The organism is Allobosea sp. Tri-44 (genome assembly GCF_004123845.1).
GTDB lineage: Bacteria > Pseudomonadota > Alphaproteobacteria > Rhizobiales > Beijerinckiaceae > Allobosea.
This window is the reverse complement of the sequence record NZ_NBDP01000042.1, coordinates 112,043-131,024: the sequence shown is the minus strand read 5'-3', so window position 1 is coordinate 131,024 and position 18,982 is coordinate 112,043. Positions and strand designations below refer to the sequence as shown.

At 66.2% G+C, this 18,982-nt stretch carries 20 protein-coding genes; 11 read left to right on the top strand and 9 right to left on the bottom strand.

Going from position 1 to position 18,982, the window contains the following annotated elements:
* Positions 1-60 precede the first annotated feature (60 nt).
* Together B6S44_RS23915 and B6S44_RS23910 are read right to left on the bottom strand one after the other, a co-directional pair.
* Positions 61-999, bottom strand: coding sequence for an IS110 family RNA-guided transposase (locus B6S44_RS23915; protein ID WP_129159383.1), 939 nt, complete (start codon positions 997-999; stop codon positions 61-63).
* A 251-nt stretch (positions 1,000-1,250) separates the two neighbouring features.
* On the bottom strand, positions 1,251-1,838 hold the full coding sequence (locus tag B6S44_RS23910; RefSeq protein ID WP_129159382.1) for a MarR family winged helix-turn-helix transcriptional regulator: 588 nt from the start codon (positions 1,836-1,838) through the stop codon (positions 1,251-1,253).
* Between the two features lie 165 nt (positions 1,839-2,003).
* Between B6S44_RS23910 and B6S44_RS23905 the strand changes: the two genes are divergently transcribed.
* The 6 genes from B6S44_RS23905 (at position 2,004) to B6S44_RS23880 (ending at position 4,544) form a co-directional block, all read left to right on the top strand.
* Positions 2,004-2,339, top strand: a complete 336-nt coding sequence (locus B6S44_RS23905; protein ID WP_129159381.1) for a cupin domain-containing protein — start codon at positions 2,004-2,006, stop codon at positions 2,337-2,339.
* A gap of 34 nt (positions 2,340-2,373) precedes the next feature.
* Positions 2,374-2,784 carry a VOC family protein gene (locus tag B6S44_RS23900; RefSeq protein WP_129159380.1) on the top strand — a complete coding sequence of 137 codons (411 nt, stop codon included), beginning with the start codon at positions 2,374-2,376 and terminating at the stop codon, positions 2,782-2,784.
* A gap of 83 nt (positions 2,785-2,867) precedes the next feature.
* Positions 2,868-3,083, top strand: coding sequence for a hypothetical protein (locus B6S44_RS23895; RefSeq protein ID WP_129159379.1), 216 nt, complete (start codon positions 2,868-2,870; stop codon positions 3,081-3,083).
* A gap of 170 nt (positions 3,084-3,253) precedes the next feature.
* Positions 3,254-3,463 carry a cold-shock protein gene (locus B6S44_RS23890; RefSeq protein ID WP_057190805.1) on the top strand — a complete coding sequence of 70 codons (210 nt, stop codon included), beginning with the start codon at positions 3,254-3,256 and terminating at the stop codon, positions 3,461-3,463.
* Positions 3,464-3,599: 136 nt separating this feature from the next.
* Complete coding sequence (locus tag B6S44_RS23885; RefSeq protein WP_129159378.1) at positions 3,600-3,833, top strand: hypothetical protein; 234 nt, start codon at positions 3,600-3,602, stop codon at positions 3,831-3,833.
* A 300-nt stretch (positions 3,834-4,133) separates the two neighbouring features.
* On the top strand, positions 4,134-4,544 hold the full coding sequence (locus tag B6S44_RS23880; protein WP_248309737.1) for a GNAT family N-acetyltransferase: 411 nt from the start codon (positions 4,134-4,136) through the stop codon (positions 4,542-4,544).
* A 24-nt stretch (positions 4,545-4,568) separates the two neighbouring features.
* On the opposite strand, the gene B6S44_RS23875 is transcribed toward B6S44_RS23880, so the two are convergent.
* Together B6S44_RS23875 and B6S44_RS23870 are read right to left on the bottom strand one after the other, a co-directional pair.
* Positions 4,569-5,378, bottom strand: a complete 810-nt coding sequence (locus B6S44_RS23875) for an inositol monophosphatase family protein (protein WP_129159376.1) — start codon at positions 5,376-5,378, stop codon at positions 4,569-4,571.
* Positions 5,379-5,380: 2 nt separating this feature from the next.
* Complete coding sequence (locus B6S44_RS23870; protein ID WP_129159375.1) at positions 5,381-6,637, bottom strand: SAM-dependent methyltransferase; 1,257 nt, start codon at positions 6,635-6,637, stop codon at positions 5,381-5,383.
* A gap of 154 nt (positions 6,638-6,791) precedes the next feature.
* Here B6S44_RS23870 and B6S44_RS23865 point away from each other — a divergent pair, with 154 nt between their 5' ends.
* A complete protein-coding gene (locus B6S44_RS23865) occupies positions 6,792-7,505 on the top strand; it encodes a class I SAM-dependent methyltransferase (RefSeq protein WP_129159374.1) in 714 nt (237 codons plus the stop codon).
* On the top strand, positions 7,502-7,999 hold the full coding sequence (locus B6S44_RS23860; protein WP_129159373.1) for an anthrone oxygenase family protein: 498 nt from the start codon (positions 7,502-7,504) through the stop codon (positions 7,997-7,999). The genes B6S44_RS23865 and B6S44_RS23860 overlap by 4 nt, the downstream gene beginning before the upstream one ends.
* On the opposite strand, the gene B6S44_RS23855 is transcribed toward B6S44_RS23860, so the two are convergent.
* The 3 genes from B6S44_RS23855 to zigA are packed head-to-tail and all read right to left on the bottom strand — an operon-like array spanning position 8,000 to position 11,000.
* A complete protein-coding gene (locus B6S44_RS23855; RefSeq protein WP_129159372.1) occupies positions 8,000-8,404 on the bottom strand; it encodes a GtrA family protein in 405 nt (134 codons plus the stop codon).
* Positions 8,405-8,449: 45 nt separating this feature from the next.
* Positions 8,450-9,748: a YncE family protein gene (locus tag B6S44_RS23850; protein ID WP_129159371.1), complete on the bottom strand. Its 1,299-nt coding sequence runs from the start codon at positions 9,746-9,748 to the stop codon at positions 8,450-8,452.
* 37 nt (positions 9,749-9,785) lie between these two features.
* Positions 9,786-11,000, bottom strand: a complete 1,215-nt coding sequence (gene zigA / locus B6S44_RS23845) for a zinc metallochaperone GTPase ZigA (protein WP_248309736.1) — start codon at positions 10,998-11,000, stop codon at positions 9,786-9,788.
* 143 nt (positions 11,001-11,143) lie between these two features.
* Here zigA and B6S44_RS23840 point away from each other — a divergent pair, with 143 nt between their 5' ends.
* On the top strand, positions 11,144-12,526 hold the full coding sequence (locus tag B6S44_RS23840) for an amidohydrolase family protein (protein WP_129159369.1): 1,383 nt from the start codon (positions 11,144-11,146) through the stop codon (positions 12,524-12,526).
* On the opposite strand, the gene B6S44_RS23835 is transcribed toward B6S44_RS23840, so the two are convergent.
* On the bottom strand, positions 12,527-12,874 hold the full coding sequence (locus B6S44_RS23835) for an ArsR/SmtB family transcription factor (protein WP_129159368.1): 348 nt from the start codon (positions 12,872-12,874) through the stop codon (positions 12,527-12,529).
* Between the two features lie 137 nt (positions 12,875-13,011).
* On the opposite strand from B6S44_RS23835, the gene B6S44_RS23830 reads away from it, so the two are divergent.
* Positions 13,012-14,223 carry an MFS transporter gene (locus B6S44_RS23830; protein ID WP_129159367.1) on the top strand — a complete coding sequence of 404 codons (1,212 nt, stop codon included), beginning with the start codon at positions 13,012-13,014 and terminating at the stop codon, positions 14,221-14,223.
* A 78-nt stretch (positions 14,224-14,301) separates the two neighbouring features.
* On the opposite strand, the gene B6S44_RS23825 is transcribed toward B6S44_RS23830, so the two are convergent.
* Positions 14,302-15,363 (bottom strand): methyltransferase domain-containing protein, encoded by a 1,062-nt coding sequence (locus B6S44_RS23825; protein WP_129159366.1) that lies wholly within the window; start codon positions 15,361-15,363, stop codon positions 14,302-14,304.
* Between the two features lie 280 nt (positions 15,364-15,643).
* Here B6S44_RS23825 and carB point away from each other — a divergent pair, with 280 nt between their 5' ends.
* A complete protein-coding gene (gene carB / locus B6S44_RS23820; RefSeq protein WP_129159560.1) occupies positions 15,644-18,976 on the top strand; it encodes a carbamoyl-phosphate synthase large subunit in 3,333 nt (1,110 codons plus the stop codon).
* Positions 18,977-18,982: the final 6 nt, after the last annotated feature.

The window sequence follows — 18,982 nt, the reverse complement described above, 5'->3', positions numbered from 1 at the left end:
AGCAAAACGCGGGAACCCTCTCCTGGAAGGAGAGGGTAGGGTGAGCGACTGTCTTGCTTGTCAAGCGGTTTGAGCGCGCCATGGCTGTCTGTCCCGCAGGATGGCGTTGAGGATGGTGACGAGCTTTCGGGCGGTCGCGACGAGGGCGACCAGCTTGGGCTTGCCGGCGGCGACGAGTTTGTCGCGGAAGGCCTTGAGGGCGGGGTTGTGGCGGGCGGCGACCATGGCGGCGATGAAGAGGGCGGCGCGCACGCTCGTCCGGCCGCCGCCGATGAAGCTCTTGCCCCGCCATTGACCGGACTGACGCGTAAAGGGCGCAAGACCGACCAGAGCCGCGACCTGCCGCCGGTCGAGCGTGCCGAGCTCGGGCAGCTCGGCGATCAGCGTGCGGGCGACGGTCTTGCCGACGCCCGGCACGGAGGCGAGCAGATCCTCCTTGTCGCGCCAGGCTGGCGAGCCACGCACGCTGTCATCGATGTCGCTGTCGAGGCTGGCGAGCTCCGTCTCCAGTGCCTTGACCAGACGCTGGATGCTGCGCCTGACGCGGACAGGCGCCCGCTTCTCGCGCTGACGCTCGGCCCCGATCATCGTCACGATCTGGCGCCGGCGCGCGACGAGATCGGCCAGAAGCTGGGTCTCCTCGTCGGGCAGCGCGCGGATCGCAGGCCGCGTCGCCATAATGAAGCGAGCAATCACCGCCGCATCGATCGGATCGGTCTTGGCACGCTGGCCGAGCGCCTTGGCAAAGGCACGCACCTGTGCCGGATTGACCACCACGACCGGCAATCCGGCCGCCGCGAGCCCGGCCGCCACGATCGTCTCGAAGCCGCCCGTCGCCTCGACCCCGACGGCCGCAACCGCCAGCCCGGTCAATCTGTCCGCGAGCGCTGCAATCCCATCCCCGTCACGTGCGACGGCGAACTTCTCCTCCATCGGCAGGACATGCACGTCCAGCCGGGCCTTCGAGACGTCGATCCCGACGATCACACCAGCGTCCATCCGATCCCATCCTTGCGCAAACGGGCTTCGCTTCGCGCGGCCCAAGCGACTGTTCGGGGTCGATGGAACGACGGGCGCTGACCAAAACTCACCCACGGGCTCGGACGCCCTCGGTGTTCCCGGTCTTGCGCCCGTCACCGCAGCCGGAACCTTAACAGCTGCGGCCGTGGCAGAGTTACAAGGTGTTCGGACTGAAAACGTTAGCCTGAACCCAACCGCGCGTTTGGGCCTCACGGAACTGGTCTTACCGCCTACACCTCACCCTGCCCTCTCCTTCCAGGAGAGGGTTCCCCGCGCTCTTCGTCTCGCTGTTGCAGGTCTGCCTCGATCCCGAGAATGAGCTTCCGCAGCAACCCCGCCAGCACCTCCCGCTCCCCAGCATCGAGCGGATCGAGGAAAGCCAGCTCGCTCGCCATGTCCGTGCGAAAGGCCTGCTCGGCCAGCACAGCGCCCGCATCGGTCAGCGCCACCTGCACGCTGCGCCCGTCCTTCGCCGACTTCTCGCGCCGGATCAGCCCGGCCTTCTCCAGCCGGTCGAGCCGGTGGGTCAGCCCACCCGAGGAGATCATCAAGAGCGCGTACATCTCGGTCGGCGTCAGCCGGTAGGGCGAGCCGGAACGGCGCAGGGTCGAGATCACGTCAAACTCGCCGCGGTCGAGCCCGAAGCCGGCGAAGGTCGCCTCGATGCTCGGCCGGACCATGTTGCCGAGCCGGAAGGCGCGGCCGAGGATCGCCATCGGTTCGGTGTTCAAATCCGGCAGCTCCCGTGCCCATAGCCGGCGCAGCCGGTCGACATGATCCTCCGCTGCACCTTCCTGGTTTCCTGATTCGTTTGTCATTTCCGAGCCTTGGCTGTCGCTGCCCCGACAGCGAGACATACACGGCGTGTGCTCTCCGGCCAAGATATCTCGACACGAAGATAATTATCTTGACGAGAAGATATTTCTCAACTAAATATCTTCCTGCAAAGATAATTCACACCGCAATCAACCAGGGAGGCAGCTATGTTCAACGTCCTTCGGTCCGAAGATCAGCAGCGCGGTGCCAACCGCACGGTGCGTTTCGAAGGCGAAGCGCTCGGCGGTCCGGTCTCGTTCTTCATCGTCGATGCAGAGCCGGGCCAGGGCTCGATGCTGCACGTTCATCCCTATTCTGAGACCTGGATCGTCCGGAAGGGCGAGGCCGAGTTCACCGTCGGCGGCGAGACCACCCGGGGTCATGCCGGCGACATCGTCGTCGCCGCGCCCGACATTCCGCATCGCTTCGAGAATGTCGGCGAAGGCCGGCTGGAGCTCATCTGCGTCCACCCGAACGGGCGGATCCTGCAGCAGAACCTCTGACAATCACCCCACCCGAGCAAGAAGGAGAACCACCATGCCAAAGATGCTCTTCGTCAATCTGCCCGTCGCCGAGCTCGCCGCCGCGACCCGCGTCTACGAGGCGATCGGCTGCACGCAGAACCCGGATTTCAGCGACCACCAGTCCTCGAGCATGGTCTGGTCCGAGACGATCACCTTCCAGCTGCTGAGCCGCGACTATTTCGCGACCTTCACCGCAAAGCCCGTCGCCGACGCCCATGCCGGCGCACAGGTGCTGCTGGCGCTCACGCTCGACAGCCGCGCGGAGGTCGACGCGACCGTAGCAGCGGCAGCCGTAGCCGGCGGCAAGGCCGATCCGCGGCCGGCGACCGATCTGGGCTGGCTCTACAATCGCGCCTTCGAGGACGCCGACGGCCACACTTTCGAGGCGGTCTTCGCCGACATGTCCGCAATGCCGGCGGGCTGAGATACGCCGAAGAGCCCCTCTCCGAGAAGGAGAGGGGCCGGGATGAAAGCGACGTCTCGCTGGTGGAGCGCTTCGAGCGCGCCATGGCCCTGGCCGGTGTGGTGATCGTCAATTTGAAACGGTGGGGCGCAAGCCCGCTCAATCGCTTTGCCGCACCCGGCCTATGGAAAATAAAGAAGCAGGCGATACTACGAAACCTCACTGGACTCGGGTCAAAAACCTGGTCTTCGTTCACTAAAAACCCGAGTTCAGGCCCCGAATTCGACGCAGCGGAAATGAAAAGCAAGAGCGATGATTGACATCTCGCCCAGAAAAACGTAGTCTGCTCTTGTCGATATTTGCTTGGACGGTCGGTTTTATTTTCGTGCTTCGGCACGCTTCTGATGAACTCCCCCCTTTCGAAATCGTTCTGAATCCGCCGAGCAGTCGCATGGCGGACGACAGGTATTGCCAATAGGAGGGTTCTTCAATGGCCACCGGCACAGTGAAATGGTTCAATTCCACCAAAGGCTTCGGCTTCATTCAGCCTGACGACGGCAGCCAGGACGTCTTCGTCCACATCTCCGCTGTCGAGCGCGCTGGAATGCGCGATCTGCAGGAAGGCCAGAAGATCAGTTTCGAAGTCGCTCGCGACAACAAGTCTGGCAAGATGGCCGCCGAGCAGCTTCAGGCTGCGTGATCCGGACGTCATTCGTCGCGGTGACCATGGATGTACCGGCACCACTGACTGGAATGACTTCCAAGGGAAGGCCAAGCGTATGCTTGGCCTTTTTTCATGCGCCTGACCCCACCATCGAAACCAGCGGGAGGCCATCTTGGCTGAACATTCAAAGCAGCGCACCGACGCCGACAACAATTTCCTGAAGGTGCAGACCCAGTCGCTCGCCCGCAGCCGGATCATCTCCGAGGCTGACAGCATCGCCCAGGCCCGCGATGCGAATACAGCGAAGCTGAGGCAATTGCGGCTGCAAAAGGAAGCGCTGGAGCGCGAGGCGCAGGCCCTGGCACCCGCCAAGCCCAAGGCGCGCCGCAAAATCGTCCGCGCCTGACCGCGAGCCGGCCGCTCGCCTCGGTGGCGAGTATCCCCGCCTTCAATTCTGCCGTCGCGCGGGTTCAGGCAGCGGCGAGTGACGCTGCCTCGACATATCGACATCGAGATTCGACACGCATCCATCGACTGCGACGCTGCCTTGGCCCCGCGCCTTCCCTCGGATGGCGTTCTGCCTCAACCCCTCGCGGCGCCAAGCCGGCGAGGCTTCGAGTGCGACCGACCAGCCGTTGCCGAGCTGAGCGAGCCTCTGCTACTCGGGGAAATGCTCAGTCCCCCGACCAGGCTCCAGCGCAGTGACATGGACGCCGTGGCTGCCGTGCACCGCCAAAGTTTCGATGATCGGCTGCCCTGGCTGGCCGGGCTCCATACACCCGAGGAAGACCGCGCCTATTTCCGGAGCGTCGTCTTCGACCAATGCGAACTGTGGGGCATCTTCGGCGGTCCGACGCTGGCCGGCTTCATCGCCTTCCGCGATGGCTGGATCGATCAGCTCTACGTGCTGCCGGCCTATCAGGGCCAGGGTATCGGCAGCACATTGCTGGACGTCGCACAGGGGCGCTGCTCCGACCTCAACCTGTGGACGTTTCAGCGCAACGCCACCGCCAGGCGCTTCTATGAGCGGCAAGGCTTCGTCGAAGCCGAGTTGACCGACGGCGCGCGCAATGAAGAGCGCGAGCCTGACATCCGCTATGTCTGGCGCAGGCCCTGATCCACTGCGTGGGCGAGGCCTACCCTAAGCTTCGGCGAAAAGCCGCCGCTGCAATTCGTCCCATAGCTCCGGCGATTGCGCCGCCAGGATGCCGAAGCCTTGCTCGGCCGGTCTGTAGGGGCGCCCGTCGAAACGAGCCGCCCGTCCACCGGCCTCTTCGAGGAAGAGCGTGCCCGGCGCATGGTCCCAGGGCAGGCCGCGCCAGAACACCACGAAGTGCTGCTCGCCGCGCACGATCGCGGGATACTCCTCGCCGGCGCAGTGCATGCCCGGCAGGATGGCAGCGAGATCCCGGCCATTGGCTTGAACCCGCGCCTTGATCTCGGCGGGCAGGAAGCGGGTGAGTACGCCGCCGCGCAGCGCATTCCACTGCGGCGGCTGGCCTGCCCTGACAGGCTCGCCATTGCCCCAGGCCCCGGAGCCCTGCTCGGCGACGTAGAGCATATCGGTCGCCGGACTCAGCATCCACGAGGCGACGGGCTCGCCCTCTTGCAGCAGCGCCACCATCATCGAAAAGCACGGGCTGCCCTTGACGAAATTGGCGGTGCCGTCGACCGGGTCGACCACGAAGACCGTGCCCTCGCCGAGCCCCTGCAACAGCTCCGGCTGCGCCGAGACCGCCTCCTCCCCGATCACCCGCGATCCCGGCAGGAGCGCCAGGAGCCCGGCGGTGAGCAACCGCTCCGCCTCCTCATCGGCGATCGTGACTTCTTCGCCCGGCGATTTCACCCGGACCTCGGTTTCCGACAGCTTGCGGAAGCGCGGCATCACCGCCTCGGCCGCGACCTCGCGCAGCAGGTCAGAGACCTGCCCGATCAGCTCCTGTCCCGCCATCGTCAGAAGCCCCGCCGCTCCAGCTCAGCCTCCGCTTCGGTGATGTAGTCCCGGATCACTGGCACGGCGCTCTTGTGCGGGCCGAGCAGCAGCTGGAAGACCATGTCGCCGCCGATGTCGAAGGAGATCGAGCAGGCGGAGAGGTAGAACTCCCACATCCTGGCGAAGCGCTCGCCCAGCATGGCGACCACCTCCGGCCGGTGCGCCATGAAGCGCTCGCGCCAGGCTTCCAGCGTCCAGTGATAATGCCGGCGCCAGAACTCGCAGTCGGAATGCCAGAGCCCGGTCTGCTCGACCGCGGCGAAGACTTCCGACAGCGCCGGGGCATAGCCGCCGGGGAAGATGTATTTATCGAAGAACGGGCCGGTGAAGCCGGGCGGGCCGACGCGGCCAATGCAGTGGACAAGCGCGATCCCGTCAGGGGTCAGCAGGTCGCGGATCTTCTCGAAATATTCGAGGTAATGCGCGACGCCGACATGCTCCATCATGCCGACCGAGACGACGCGGTCGAAGGTCCCGGTCAGCTCGCGATAGTCCTTGTTGATGAAACTGACGGCATCGCCGACCCCGGCCGCCTCGGCACGCTTCTGCGCCGCTGCCATCTGGTCCGGCGAGACGTTGAGCCCGGTCACCTTCGCCCCGCAGGCCTTGGCGAGATAGATCGAAAGCTCGCCCCAGCCCGAGCCGATGTCGAGCACGCGCATCCCCGGCTCGATCTTCAGCTTGGCGGCGAGGTGCCGGAGCTTGGCCTTTTGCGCGTTTTCCAAGCCTACGTCAGGAGAATGCCAGTACGCGCAGGAATAGGTCATCGTCTCGTCGAGCCAGAGCCGGTAGAAATCGGTCGGGATATCGTAGTGGTGCTTGACCTTTTTGCCGGCGACGCCGAGCGGATTGTGCATCCGCCAGCGCCGGATCTTGAAGCGTATCTTCCGGATCGCAGCCTGCAGCGGGTGCTTGCGCAGTTCGCTGCGCTGGATCCAGAACAGCGTCAAAAGGTCATGGATGGTCGAGCCGTCCTCGAATTCGATACGCTCATCCATATAGCCTTCGGCCAGCGCCAGCTCGGGATTGAGGAAGAGCTCGCGCTCGATCTTCGTATCCTTGAAGCGCACCGTCACCTCGCCGGCGACGACCGGCTTGCCGGCGAAGGTGAACTCGGTCCGGCCCGGCCCGAAGACATGCCGCGTCCCGTCCGGCGCGATCACGGTGAGCCGTCCCTTGCGGATCGAGCGCTTCAGGAGTTTCGGCAAAAGCAGCATGGTCGGCACGGCTCCGGTCGGTCGGCGCAGGCTATTGGCTCATTTGAGGCAGCACAAACCCTGCGTGCAATCAACCTGACTCCACAGTCGCCGCGGTCATGCTAGGGCTTAGGGCGAAGGCGCTTGCCCGCGCCGTTCTCGATACGGAGACCCGATGTCCTGGCGCGATTTCTGGAACGGCGAGCATGCGATCTACGTCTCGGATCGCCACAAGGCCCTGCATTATCGCCGCATTGCGCAGGATATCGCCGCCGCCGTGCCGTCCAAGGACGCAACCGTGCTCGATGTCGGCTGCGGCGAAGCGCTTTCGGCCGATCTCGTCGCCGCGGCCAGCGGCAAGCTGATCCTCTGCGAAGCGGCCCCGACCGTCCGCGACAGACTGAAGGCCCGTTTCGGCGCGCTCGCCAATCTCTCGGTCGTCTCGCCGGAGGAGGTCGAGGCGTTGCCGGATGATTCGCTCGACCTCGTCGTCGCCAATTCGCTGATCCAGTATCTCGGCGAAGATGAGTTGAAGCGAGCGCTGGCCACCTGGCTCGCCAAGCTCAAGCCCGGCGGCGAGCTGATCCTCGCCGACGTGATCCCGCCCGACCTCTCGCCGCTGACCGACGCGACCGAATTGCTCGGCTTCGCCTGGCGCGGCGGCTTCCTCGTCGCGGCGCTCGGCGGGCTGGTGCGCACCGTCTTCTCGGACTACCGCAAGCTGCGCGCCCAGTACGGTCTTTCGACCTACAGCGCCGTCGGCATCGCCGCGCTGGTCGAGGCGGCCGGCTTCAAGGGTGTCACACGCCGCACGAATTTCGGCCATAACCCGCATCGCATGGCCTTTTCGGCACGCAAGCCGCTGACGCTGGAGGCTGCAAGGCCATGACCGCGCTCGCGCTCACCCTCACCATCGTCACGCTGGTTTTGGCCGGCGCCATGGCAGGCTTCTTCTATGCCTATTCGATGTCGGTGATGTGGGCGCTCGACGCGGCCGATCCGAAGGCCGCGATCGCCTCGATGCAGAGCATCAACATCGTCGTGCGCAACGCGATCTTCTTCCCGGCCTTCTTCGGCACGCCGGTGGTGGCGCTGGTCGCCGCCGGGCTGTGGTGGAAGCAAGGCGCCGGGCAGGTCGCGCTGCTGCTGGCGCTCGCCGCCATCGTCTATCTGGCCGGCACCTTCCTTATCACCATCGTCGCCAATGTGCCGATGAACGAGGCGCTCGCCATCGCCACGATCCCGGCCGATCCCGAGCAAGCGCGGACACTCTGGCAGCACTATTCCGGTCCGTGGACGATGTGGAACCATGTCCGCACGCTCGCGAGCTTTGTCAGCCTGCTGCTGGTCGGCTGGGCGCTCTACGCCGCCGGCCAGGCCTGATCAGGCGCCTTCGCGATCGGCGAAGGAGAAGAATTTGTGCCCGGCGAAGGTGAAGATCATCACGATCAGCGTGGTGACGACCTGCATCGGCAGATAGGGCAGACCGGCGACCTTGACGAAGAGGTGCATCAGCACACCGGTCAGCAGGAAGCCGCCGAAGGCGATCAGGCCGAAGCGCCAGCTCGCCTCGCCATGGGTCCGGGTCGCCTCGAAGGTGAGCCAGCGGTTCAGCACATAAGAGACCACGCCACCGAGCACGAAACCGGCCAGCGAGGCCACAACGGGGTCGGCCCCGCCGAGCTCGACCAGGCCGATCAGCAATCCGTAATGCGCAACCGCCGCCATAACGCCCGAGAAGGCGTAGGCGACGACCTGGCGGCTCTGGCGAGGAAGACGTTGCAGCATCCGGGGTGCCTATACCCCGGATGCTGAACGGAAGCCTACAGGCGTTCAGCCCGCATCGCTGCCGGCGAGGTTGGCCGGGATGCCCTCGACCGGCAGGTCGAGCGCCTGCTTCAGTGTCTCGAGATTGTATTCGCGGATGCGGCCATTGCCGGGATCGCTGACATACGCGCTGCCGCCGACCACCGCGAGCGAGGGCGTCGGCGTCCTGGCACCGTACTGGCAGTCGAAGGCCGGCACGGCGTCGAAACTGGCGAGTTCCTTCCAGGCGGCGACGTCGTAGACACGAAGCTTGCCGTCCGGCGTCAGATTGGCGAGCCGCCTGCCGTTGCCGGAGAGTTCGAACTGGCAGGCCGACTGGCCGCCGGGCATCGGCAGGATATCGGTAGCAGACAGCGACTTGGCGGTTGGATCGACCCGGATCAGGCCGTCATAGGGTGAGGTCTTGCCGTAATTGGCGACCATGAACTTGGCGCCGACCCTGGCCTTGATCGCACTGATCCGGCGCTCGTCCGGATAGGCGAGCTTGTGCGCGCTGAACTTGCCGCCAGCCTGCGACAGCACCAGCATGCCGCCGCCCTCCCCTTCGGCACAGCCGAAGACATGCTGGCCATCAGCCGCGGCATGGCCGTGATAGAGCTTGCAGGACGCGTCGGCCTTGGCCGGATCGTTGAAGGAGGCGAGCTTGGCCCAGCCACCCTTCGCCCGGTCGAGGATCTCGAACCCGTCCGGCCGCGACGAGGCGCTGCGATCCTCACCCTTCACATAGACCGGGTTCGGCACCGACATCAGCCAGCGCCCCTCGCCCATCGGCACGACGATGCCGTGCTGCGGCCCCGGGCTCGGCCATTCCGTCAGCGCCGGCTTGTCCTTGGCGAGATCATTGATTGCAACCAGCACCGCCTTCGCCGTGCTCTGGCCGTCCCAGGGACGGATGCCGTCATAGAACAGCGCGAGCTGGCCATGGCCGGAGATGACATGGGCTGGCTTCTGGCCGGTCAGCACGAGGTCGACGAGCTTCACCGGTCCCTTCTCGATGTCGTTGTGGTCGCCATGCGATTCGATCGTCAGCCCGGTATCGAGGAAGCGGATCGTACCGGCATCGTCGCCGGTCTTGATCACTACGAAGCGGCCACCCTGCGCCGTGGCGAAGCCGGGATTGGCCTTGGGCAGGTCGAAGCTGTGCGTGACCTCGCCGGTGTCGAGATCGAGCACACGCACGACCGGCTTCTCATGGTCGGCGAAGACCAGCCGGCCGCGCAGCACGGCATGATCATGGGCGAGTGCCGGCAGGCTCGAAAGCACGGCCGAGATGGCGAACGTGGACAACAGGGAAAGCGGACGCATGGCAGTCTCCAGAAGCGGACGGTAAGGGGATGAAGCCTCAGGCGGCGGTGGCCCGGCGCCAGGCCGGGAACGGGTCGGGCAAATCGCGATAGCGTTCGGGCTTGAAGGCGATGGTCGGCGTCTCGCCGAGGAGGCAGGCATCGAGCCCGGCGCGGATGGCGCCCTCGTCCATGCCGGAACCGATGAAGACCAGTTCCTGCCGGCGGTCGCCCCAGACCGAATGCCAATGACGGTTCAGGATCGCCTTCCATTCCGGATGGTCGGGCCAGCGCGGACGCGGCACGGCGGCCCACCAGAAGCCCATCGCCTCGGTGCGGCAGATCGCGCCGGCGAGCGACATCTCGCCGACCCATTCGGGCCGGGTTGCCAGCCAGAAATGCCCCTTGGCGCGGATCAGCCCTCGCCAGCTCTGGGCGAGGAAGGCATTGAATTTTTCGGGGTGGAAGGGCCGGCGCGCCCGGTAGACGAAGGAGGCGATGCCGTATTCCTCGGTCTCCGGCACATGGTCTTTGAAGCCGTAGAGCTCCTTGTGCCAGAGCGGATGCTCCTGCGCCTTCTCATGGTCGAACAGGCCGGTATCGAGGATCGCGTCCAGGGGCGCGCGACCGAAATCAGCCTCGATCAGGCGTGCATCCGGGTTGAGCGCCCGGATCACCAGCCTTGCCTGCGCCACCGCCTCCGGCCCGGCATCGCCGACCTTGTTGAGCACAACGACATCGGCGAACTCGATCTGCTCGACCAGGAGATCGATCAAGGTGCGCTCGTCGCCCTCGCCGGCCGTCTCGCCGCGCTCGCGCAAGAAATCGCGCGAGCCATAGTCTTTCAGCAGGTTCACCGCATCGACGACCGTCACCATGGTGTCGAGCCGGGCGAGGTCGGAGAGCGAAAAACCGTCCTCGTCGCGGAATTCGAAGGTCGCCGCGATCGGCAGCGGCTCGGCGATACCGGTGCCTTCGATCAAGAGGTAGTCGAAGCGTCCGTCGCGGGCGAGCCGGCCGACCTCCGCAAGAAGATCGTCGCGCAAGGTGCAGCAGATGCAGCCATTGCTCATCTCGACCAGCTTCTCGTCGGTGCGCGAGAGGTCACCGCCACCGGAACGCACGAGATCGGCGTCGATATTGACCTCGCTCATGTCGTTGACGATGACCGCGACCTTGCGGCCCTCGCGGTTGTTGAGGACGTGGTTGAGCAGCGTCGTCTTGCCGGCGCCGAGAAAGCCGGAGAGCACGGTGACGGGAAGGCGGGAGTCCATCTCGGATCTCATATTTTGTTACGTTGTAACATTTCATAGCGAGAGCGGATTGCGGACGCAAGGCTGCGGTGCAGGAGCGTCGCTGGCCTTCCACAGCACGCGCCCTAAGCTCGCCCTCCCACCCCGATGGAGGAGCCCGCACCATGATCGAGATCGACCTCTTGGTGCGCGCCGAATTCCTCTATCCGGTCAGCCCCGGCATGCCGGTGATCCCCGACGGCGAGGTCGCGATCACCGGCGGGCGCATCCTCCATGCCGGTCCACGCCAGCCGGAGGGACATTGGGCGCCTGCCCGCACGATTGGCGGCTCCGGGCGGGCGGTGCTGCCCGGCTTCGTCAACTGCCATTCGCACGCGGCCTCGCTGGTCTTCCGCAGCCAGACCGACGACCACGCCGCCAAGGCGGCGCTGCTCGAAGTCGCCTTCCGGATGGAGAAGGACATCGGCGAGGATGAGTGGGCGCTGCTGGCGGAAGCCGGCTGTGCCGACATGCTCCAAGCTGGGATCACCACCATCAACGACATCTGGTACGCGCCGCACCGGCTCGCCGAGACGGTCGAGGCCTGCGGCCTGCGCGCCCAGATCGCCCACAAGGTCTTCGACGTCCGCCTGCACGAACTGTGGCGCGGCGACTACACGCATCATCCCGATATCGGCGAGGAACGCCTGCGCGATGGCGTCACCTTCGCCGAGCGCTGGCATGGCGCCGCCGATGGCCGCATCACCGCGCGCATTGGCACCCATGCGACCGACACCTGCTCAGCCGATCTGCTGAGGACGGCCCGCGCCGAGGCGACCCGGCTCGGGATCGGCATGCATATCCACGCTGCCCAGAGCGCGGCCGAGGTCGAGCAGGTCAAGGCGGTTCATGGCTGCGGCCCGGTCGAGTTCCTCAGGGATGTCGGCATGCTCGGCCCGGATGTCGTGCTCGCCCACCTCGTCTTCGCCGGGACGGGCGATCTCGACGCCGTCCAGGAAAGGGGCGCGGCCTACGCGCATTGCCCGACGATCTATCCGCGCCGTGGGCGCTATCCGCCGCTCGATGAGATCATGGCCCGCGGCATCCCGACCGGATTCGCCACCGACTGGATGCTGAACGACCCTTTCGAGGGGATGCGCAATGCCCTCAACGCCATGCGCCTGCGCTTGGGGAGCCCCACCGCCCTCTCCTGCGCGCAGGCGCTGGAACTGCACACGATCGGCGCCGCCCGCGTCATGGGCCTCCAGGACGAAATCGGCTCGCTGGAAAAGGGTAAGAGGGCCGACCTGATCATGGTCGACATCGACCGGCCGCATCTCCAGCCCTATTACGGCGGCTACGCCGCGCTGGTCTATTACGCCCGGGCCAGCGACGTGGTGACGAGCATCGTCGATGGCGCGATCCTGGTCGAGGATGGCCGCCCGACCCGCCTCGACCGCGACAGGACGATGGCACGGATCAGGGAGCATGTCCCCGGCTGGCGCGGAAGGCTGGCGGCGCTTGGCAGCCGCGCCGTCTTCGGCCCGGGCTGCCCGTGCTGCGGCTGATCAGACGTCGAGCTTGGCGCGCGGCACCGAAGGATCGCGCCGCGCCGTCTCGATCACAGTGTCGAGCAGTCCGGGGAATCGCCGGTCGAATTCCTCGCGGCGGATGCTGAGGAAACGCACAGTCCCCTCCGCCCGCGAGCGCGTGATCCCAGCCTCGCGCAATTTGGCGAAGTGGTAGGAGAGCAGCGAGGGCGAGGCGAGCTCGGTGAAGGCGCCGCAGCGCGCCTTGTCGATCTCGTCGCAATCGGCGAGCGAGACCAGGATGCCGAGGCGGATCGGGTCGCCCAGCGCCGCGAAGACGTCGGCCGGCAGGACGTCCTCGATCTCCGGATGGAAGAGCTGCTTCATCACCTCAGGCTTAATTGCCTCGGCCGCTCCTGACAAGTTTCAATGATCCTTGAATTTAGGATTGACTCATGGCCAGCTGGCGCCCATGATTCAACGATCATTGAAATAGTCGGCAACTCCCCACGGAGCGCTCTGCCATGGACATCCGTCTTCTTCTGCTGGCCGGCGGCGCCTTCGCCATCGGCACAGGCAGCCTCGTCATCACCGGCATCCTGCCCAATCTCGCTGCCGCTTTCGGCGTCAGCGTCGATACGGCCGGCCTGCTGATCTCGATCTTCGCCATCGCCTACGCCATCGGCTCGCCGGTGCTCTCGACGCTGTTCGGCAATCTCGACCGCAAGCTCGTGCTGGTCGGCTCGCTCACGGTCTTCACGCTCGCCAATCTCGTCGCCGCCTTCACCAGCGATTTCTCCTCGCTGATGCTGGCGCGCATCGTCATGGCGCTCGCTTCGGGCGTGTTCATGCCGGCGGCGAACGCCGTCGCGGTCGCCCTGGTGCCGCCCGAGCGCCGGGCCCGTGCGATCGCGCTCGTCACGGGCGGCATGACCGTCTCGCTGATCCTGGGCGTGCCGCTCGGCACCGCCGTCGCCACGCTCGGCTGGCATTTCGCCTTCCTGGTCGTGGCGCTATTCGGCGCGGTCGCTCTCGCCGGCCTGCTGTTCAAGATGCCGGCCGGGCTGCCGCGCGGCGCCAACACGCTGGGCGAGCGGCTGCAGGTCGCGCGCCGTGGCGACGTTCTGCTCGCGCTCGGCACAACCGCGCTTTGGACCACCGGCGCGTTCACGCTCTACACCTATGTCGCGCCCTTCCTCTCGGCCCATGCCGGCATCTCCGGCCACTGGCTCAGCGCCACGCTGGTCATCACAGGCATCGGCTCGGCGCTCGGCAACCAGTGGGGCGGCCAGGCCAGCGACCGCTTCGGCCCCGTGCCGACGCTGACCTTCGTGCTCACCCTGCTCGCCGCCTCGCTGGCCGCCGCTTCGCTCGTAGCGCTGACGCTGCCGCCCGCAATCGCGATCTTCGTCCTGCCGGTGATCCTGATGGTCTGGAGCGGCGCCGGCTGGGCCGGGCATCCCTCGCAGATGTCGCGCCTCGCCGCGATGGCGCCGGATGCCGTCGTGGTCGCGCTCTCGCTCAATGCCTCGGCGCTCTATGTCGGCATCGCCGCGGGAGCCGCACTCGGCCAGCAGGTGCTGCGCCATGGCGCCTCCTGGGAGCTCGGCTTCGTCGGCGCGGCCTGCGAACTCGGTGCGCTTGCCCTGCTGTTGATCGCGACGCGGCGACGCAAGGCGGCCGCGCGTGATGCAGCCCGTGTCAGCGAAATCGCGATCGCCCCGCCCGTGCGTTGACCACGACCGGCTGAGTTAACCGCATCGACCCGCTCGCCATCATGGCGAGCGGGTTCTGCTTTTCGGCAGCCGTCAGATTCAGGCCCGGACCTCGAACACCATGTTGAACGGTGTTTCGGTGGCGCGGCGGAACCGGGTGAAGCCGGCGTCCAATGCGACCTTGCGCAAACGCATTTCGCCCGCCTGCGCCCCGAGGCCCAGCCCGACCTCCTGCGACAGCGAGGCCGGCGTGCAGATCATCGTCGACGCTCCGTAGAAGATTCGGCCGACCGGGTTGATGTTCTGCTTCAGATTGTCATGGGCGAACGGCTCGACGATCATCCAGGTGCCGTCCTCGGCCAGCGTCTCCCTGACATGGCGGCCCGCCCCGACCGGATCGCCCATGTCGTGCAGGCAATCGAACATGGCGACGAGATCATAGCTCGCCGCCGGGAAATCCTTGGCGCTGGCCCGCTCGAAGACGATGCGGTCGCCGACGCCGGCCTTGTCCGCTATCTCCCTCGCCTTCTCGATCGAGGGACCGTGATAGTCGAAGGCGTAGAAGCGCGACTTCGGATAGGCCTGCGCCATCAGGATGGTCGAGGCGCCATGGCCGCAGCCGACATCGGCGACCACCGCTCCCGCTTCGAGCTTGGCCGCGACGCCGTCCAGCGCCGGAATCCAGCTGCTCACCAGGTTGGTATTGTAGCCCGGCCGGAAGAAGCGCTCGGTGCCGCGGAACAGGCAGTTGCTGTGCTCGTGCCAGCCCAGCCCTGTGCCGGTCCTGAAGGCCTGCTCGACCTTGGGCTCATCGACCCACATCGACTGGACGATCTCGAAGGCGCCGGCGAAGAAGGCCGGGCTGCCCTCCTCGGCGAAGGCCATGGCCTGCTCCGGCGACAGGCTGAAGCTGTCGCTTCCCTCGTCGTATTGGATGTACTCGGCGGCGGCCTGGGCCGAGAGCCATTCGCGGACATAGCGTTCCTTCAGGCCAGTCCTGCCGGCGAGCTCCGCTGCCGTGACGGGCTCGCCGTCGGCCATGGCCCGGTAGAGGCCGAGCTGGTCGCCGAGCACGATGAGGGAACCGGTGACGCAGGCTCCGACGTCTCCGACGAGACGTCCGACAAGGGCATCGAGCTTTTGCGGATCGGATTGACGCATGGCCAAGCTCCTCTGGTTGGGGAGGGCGTGGCCGGAGCTGACGCGAACCGGCTCGACGCCATCGCGGAAGCGGATGCTATACCCCGTTCGGCAACGCTCAACTGCGCAAAGGGAGAAATGCGCCACCTGTGCGCGCATGACAGGAAGAAGCGCTTTCCGCTTCCCCCCGCCGCCTCCCCCGTCTATAGCGAGCGCCTAGCATTCATCTTTGGGCACGCGCTGGCCTCCGCTCCTTTCGATCGGACGGGCCGTGCGCGCCCGCACGGAACCGGTCGAGACCATGCCCAAGCGCACAGACATCAAGACGATCCTGATCATCGGCGCGGGCCCCATCATCATCGGCCAGGCCTGCGAGTTCGACTATTCCGGCACCCAGGCCTGCAAGACGCTGAAGGCCGAGGGTTACCGCATCGTCCTGGTCAACTCGAACCCGGCGACGATCATGACCGATCCGGACCTCGCCGACGCGACCTATGTCGAGCCGATCACGCCCGAGATCGTCGCCAAGATCATCGAGAAGGAGCGCAACGTCCTGCCCGGCGGCTTTGCCCTGCTGCCGACCATGGGCGGCCAGACCGCGCTGAACTGCGCGCTGTCGCTGCAGAAGATGGGCGTGCTGGAGACATTCGACGTCGAGATGATCGGCGCCACCGCCGACGCAATCGACAAGGCCGAGGATCGCGAGCGCTTCCGCGAGGCGATGACCAAGATCGGCCTGTCGACTCCGCGCTCGCACCACGTCAAGACGCTCGGCGCCGCACTGGAGGCGCTGGAGGATATCGGCCTGCCGGCGATCATCCGTCCGTCCTTCACCATGGGCGGCACCGGCGGCGGCATCGCCTACAACAAGGGCGAGTTCATCGACATCGTCGAGCGCGGCATGGACGCCTCGCCGACCAGCGAGGTGCTGATCGAGGAGAGTGTGCTCGGCTGGAAGGAGTACGAGATGGAGGTCGTCCGCGATAAGGCGGACAACTGCATCATCGTCTGCTCGATCGAGAACATCGACCCGATGGGCGTCCACACCGGCGATTCGATCACCGTCGCCCCGGCGCTGACGCTGACCGACAAGGAATACCAGATCATGCGCGACGCCTCGCTGGCGGTGCTGCGCGAGATCGGCGTCGAGACCGGCGGCTCCAACGTCCAGTTCGCGGTCGATCCCGAGAGCGGCCGGATGATCGTCATCGAGATGAACCCGCGCGTGTCGCGCTCGTCCGCGCTGGCCTCCAAGGCGACCGGCTTCCCGATCGCCAAGGTCGCAGCGCGCCTCGCCGTCGGCTACACGCTCGACGAGATCGAGAACGACATCACCGGCGGCGCCACCCCGGCCTCGTTCGAGCCGACGATCGACTATGTCGTCACCAAGATCCCGCGCTTCGCCTTCGAGAAGTTTCCGGGCTCCGAGCCGACGCTGACCACCGCGATGAAGTCGGTCGGCGAAGCCATGGCGATCGGCCGCACCTTCCAGGAATCGCTGCAGAAGGCGCTGCGCTCGCTCGAGACCGGCCTCGACGGGCTCGACGAGATCGAGATCGAGGGCGTCGGCCACGGCGACGACAAGAATGCGATCAAGGCGGCACTCTCGACGCCGACCCCGGACCGCATCCTCCAGGTCGCGCAGGCGATGCGCGCCGGCTTCACCGACGAGCAGATCCACGAGAGCTGCAAGATCGATCCCTGGTTCCTCGAGCAGATGCGCGGCATCGTCGAAGCCGAGGAAAAGGTCCGCAAGCACGGCCTGCCGCAGACGCCCATCGCCTTCCGCCAGCTCAAGGCGATGGGCTTCTCCGACAAGCGCCTCGCCGCCGTCGCCGGCAAGAGTGAGGACGAGGTCCGCACGCTCCGCCGCTCGCTGAAGGTGCGCCCGGTGTTCAAGCGTATCGACACCTGCGCCGCCGAGTTCGCCTCTCCGACGGCCTATATGTACTCGACCTACGCCATGCCATTCGCCGGTAAGCCGGCCGACGAGGCACAGCCCTCCTCCGCCAACAAAGTCGTCATCCTCGGCGGCGGGCCCAACCGCATCGGCCAAGGCATCGAGTTCGACTATTGCTGCTGCCATGCCTGCTACGCGCTGCGCGACGCCGGCTACGAGACCATCATGGTGAACTGCAACCCCGAGACGGTTTCGACCGATTACGACACCTCGGACCGGCTCTATTTCGAGCCGCTGACCGCCGAGGACGTGCTCGAGATCCTCGAGACCGAGAAGCAGAACGGCACGCTGCATGGCGTCATCGTCCAGTTCGGCGGCCAGACCCCGCTGAAGCTGGCGCATGCGCTGGAGCAGGCCGGCATCCCGATCCTCGGCACCACGCCCGACGCGATCGACCTCGCCGAGGACCGCGACCGCTTCAAGCGCCTGCTCGACAAGCTGCAGCTCAAGCAGCCGAAGAACGGCATCGCCTATTCGGTCGAGCAGTCGCGCATGATCGCGGCCGAGCTCGGCCTGCCCTTCGTGGTGCGCCCGTCCTATGTGCTCGGCGGCCGCGCCATGGCGATCATCCGCGACGAGGTGATGTTCGAGGACTATCTGCTCGGCACGCTGCCCTCGCTGATCCCCTCCGAGGTCAAGGCCAAGTACCCGAACGACAAGACCGGGCAGATCAACACCGTCCTCGGCAAGAACCCGCTGCTCTTCGACCGCTATCTGTCGGACGCGATCGAGGTCGACGTCGACTGCCTCTGCGATGGCAAGGACGCCTTCATCGCCGGGATCATGGAGCATATCGAGGAAGCCGGCATCCACTCCGGCGATTCGGCCTGCTCGCTGCCGCCGCGCTCGCTCAGCCCTGAGACCATCGCCGAACTGGAGCGCCAGACCCGCGCCATGGCACTGGCGCTCGACGTCGGCGGGCTGATGAACGTCCAATACGCCATCCAGAACGGCGTGATCTACGTGCTCGAGGTCAATCCGCGCGCGTCGCGCACCGTGCCTTTCGTCGCCAAGGTCATCGGCCAGCCAATCGCCAAGATCGCCGCCCGGCTGATGGCGGGTGAGAAGCTCGCGAGCTTCAACCTGAAGCAGGAGAAGCTCGAGCATGTCGGCGTGAAGGAGGCGGTCTTCCCCTTCGCCCGCTTCCCCGGCGTCGACGTCCTGCTCGGCCCGGAAATGCGCTCCACCGGCGAGGTCATCGGCCTCGACCGCTCCTTCGACGTCGCCTTCGCCAAGAGCCAGCTCGGCGCCGGCTCGAAGGTGCCGGTCAAGGGCACGGTCTTCGTCTCGGTCCGCGACGAGGACAAGCCGCGCATCCTGCCCGCGATGGCGATGCTGGCCGAGCTCGGCTTCCAGGTCGTCGCCACAGGCGGCACCTTGCGCCTGCTGCAGGAACACGGCATCCGCGCCAGCAAGATCAACAAGGTGCTGGAAGGCCGGCCGCACGTCGTCGACGCGATCAAGAACGGCGAGATCCAGCTCGTCTTCAACACCACCGACGGCCCACAGGCGCTGGCGGACTCGCGCTCGCTGCGCCGCGCAGCCCTCTTGCACAAGGTGCCCTATTATACCACCTTGGCCGGAGCGATCGCCGCGGCAGAGGGCATCAAGGCCTATAGCAGCGGCGATCTCGAAGTGAGGTCGCTGCAATCCTATTTCGCCCGCGCCGCCTGACCGGCC

What these genes read in the sequence shown, in the direction of transcription:
- B6S44_RS23915 (WP_129159383.1), bottom strand. Translation starts at nt 999, where the DNA reads ATGGACGCTGGTGTGATCGTCGGGATCGACGTCTCGAAGGCCCGGCTG.
- B6S44_RS23910 (WP_129159382.1), bottom strand. Translation starts at nt 1,838, where the DNA reads ATGACAAACGAATCAGGAAACCAGGAAGGTGCAGCGGAGGATCATGTC.
- B6S44_RS23905 (WP_129159381.1), top strand. Translation starts at nt 2,004, where the DNA reads ATGTTCAACGTCCTTCGGTCCGAAGATCAGCAGCGCGGTGCCAACCGC.
- B6S44_RS23900 (WP_129159380.1), top strand. Translation starts at nt 2,374, where the DNA reads ATGCCAAAGATGCTCTTCGTCAATCTGCCCGTCGCCGAGCTCGCCGCC.
- B6S44_RS23895 (WP_129159379.1), top strand. Translation starts at nt 2,868, where the DNA reads ATGGCCCTGGCCGGTGTGGTGATCGTCAATTTGAAACGGTGGGGCGCA.
- B6S44_RS23890 (WP_057190805.1), top strand. Translation starts at nt 3,254, where the DNA reads ATGGCCACCGGCACAGTGAAATGGTTCAATTCCACCAAAGGCTTCGGC.
- B6S44_RS23880 (WP_248309737.1), top strand. Translation starts at nt 4,134, where the DNA reads ATGGACGCCGTGGCTGCCGTGCACCGCCAAAGTTTCGATGATCGGCTG.
- B6S44_RS23875 (WP_129159376.1), bottom strand. Translation starts at nt 5,378, where the DNA reads ATGGCGGGACAGGAGCTGATCGGGCAGGTCTCTGACCTGCTGCGCGAG.
- B6S44_RS23870 (WP_129159375.1), bottom strand. Translation starts at nt 6,637, where the DNA reads ATGCTGCTTTTGCCGAAACTCCTGAAGCGCTCGATCCGCAAGGGACGG.
- B6S44_RS23865 (WP_129159374.1), top strand. Translation starts at nt 6,792, where the DNA reads ATGTCCTGGCGCGATTTCTGGAACGGCGAGCATGCGATCTACGTCTCG.
- B6S44_RS23860 (WP_129159373.1), top strand. Translation starts at nt 7,502, where the DNA reads ATGACCGCGCTCGCGCTCACCCTCACCATCGTCACGCTGGTTTTGGCC.
- B6S44_RS23855 (WP_129159372.1), bottom strand. Translation starts at nt 8,404, where the DNA reads ATGCTGCAACGTCTTCCTCGCCAGAGCCGCCAGGTCGTCGCCTACGCC.
- B6S44_RS23850 (WP_129159371.1), bottom strand. Translation starts at nt 9,748, where the DNA reads ATGCGTCCGCTTTCCCTGTTGTCCACGTTCGCCATCTCGGCCGTGCTT.
- zigA (WP_248309736.1), bottom strand. Translation starts at nt 11,000, where the DNA reads ATGGACTCCCGCCTTCCCGTCACCGTGCTCTCCGGCTTTCTCGGCGCC.
- B6S44_RS23840 (WP_129159369.1), top strand. Translation starts at nt 11,144, where the DNA reads ATGATCGAGATCGACCTCTTGGTGCGCGCCGAATTCCTCTATCCGGTC.
- B6S44_RS23835 (WP_129159368.1), bottom strand. Translation starts at nt 12,874, where the DNA reads ATGAAGCAGCTCTTCCATCCGGAGATCGAGGACGTCCTGCCGGCCGAC.
- B6S44_RS23830 (WP_129159367.1), top strand. Translation starts at nt 13,012, where the DNA reads ATGGACATCCGTCTTCTTCTGCTGGCCGGCGGCGCCTTCGCCATCGGC.
- B6S44_RS23825 (WP_129159366.1), bottom strand. Translation starts at nt 15,363, where the DNA reads ATGCGTCAATCCGATCCGCAAAAGCTCGATGCCCTTGTCGGACGTCTC.
- carB (WP_129159560.1), top strand. Translation starts at nt 15,644, where the DNA reads ATGCCCAAGCGCACAGACATCAAGACGATCCTGATCATCGGCGCGGGC.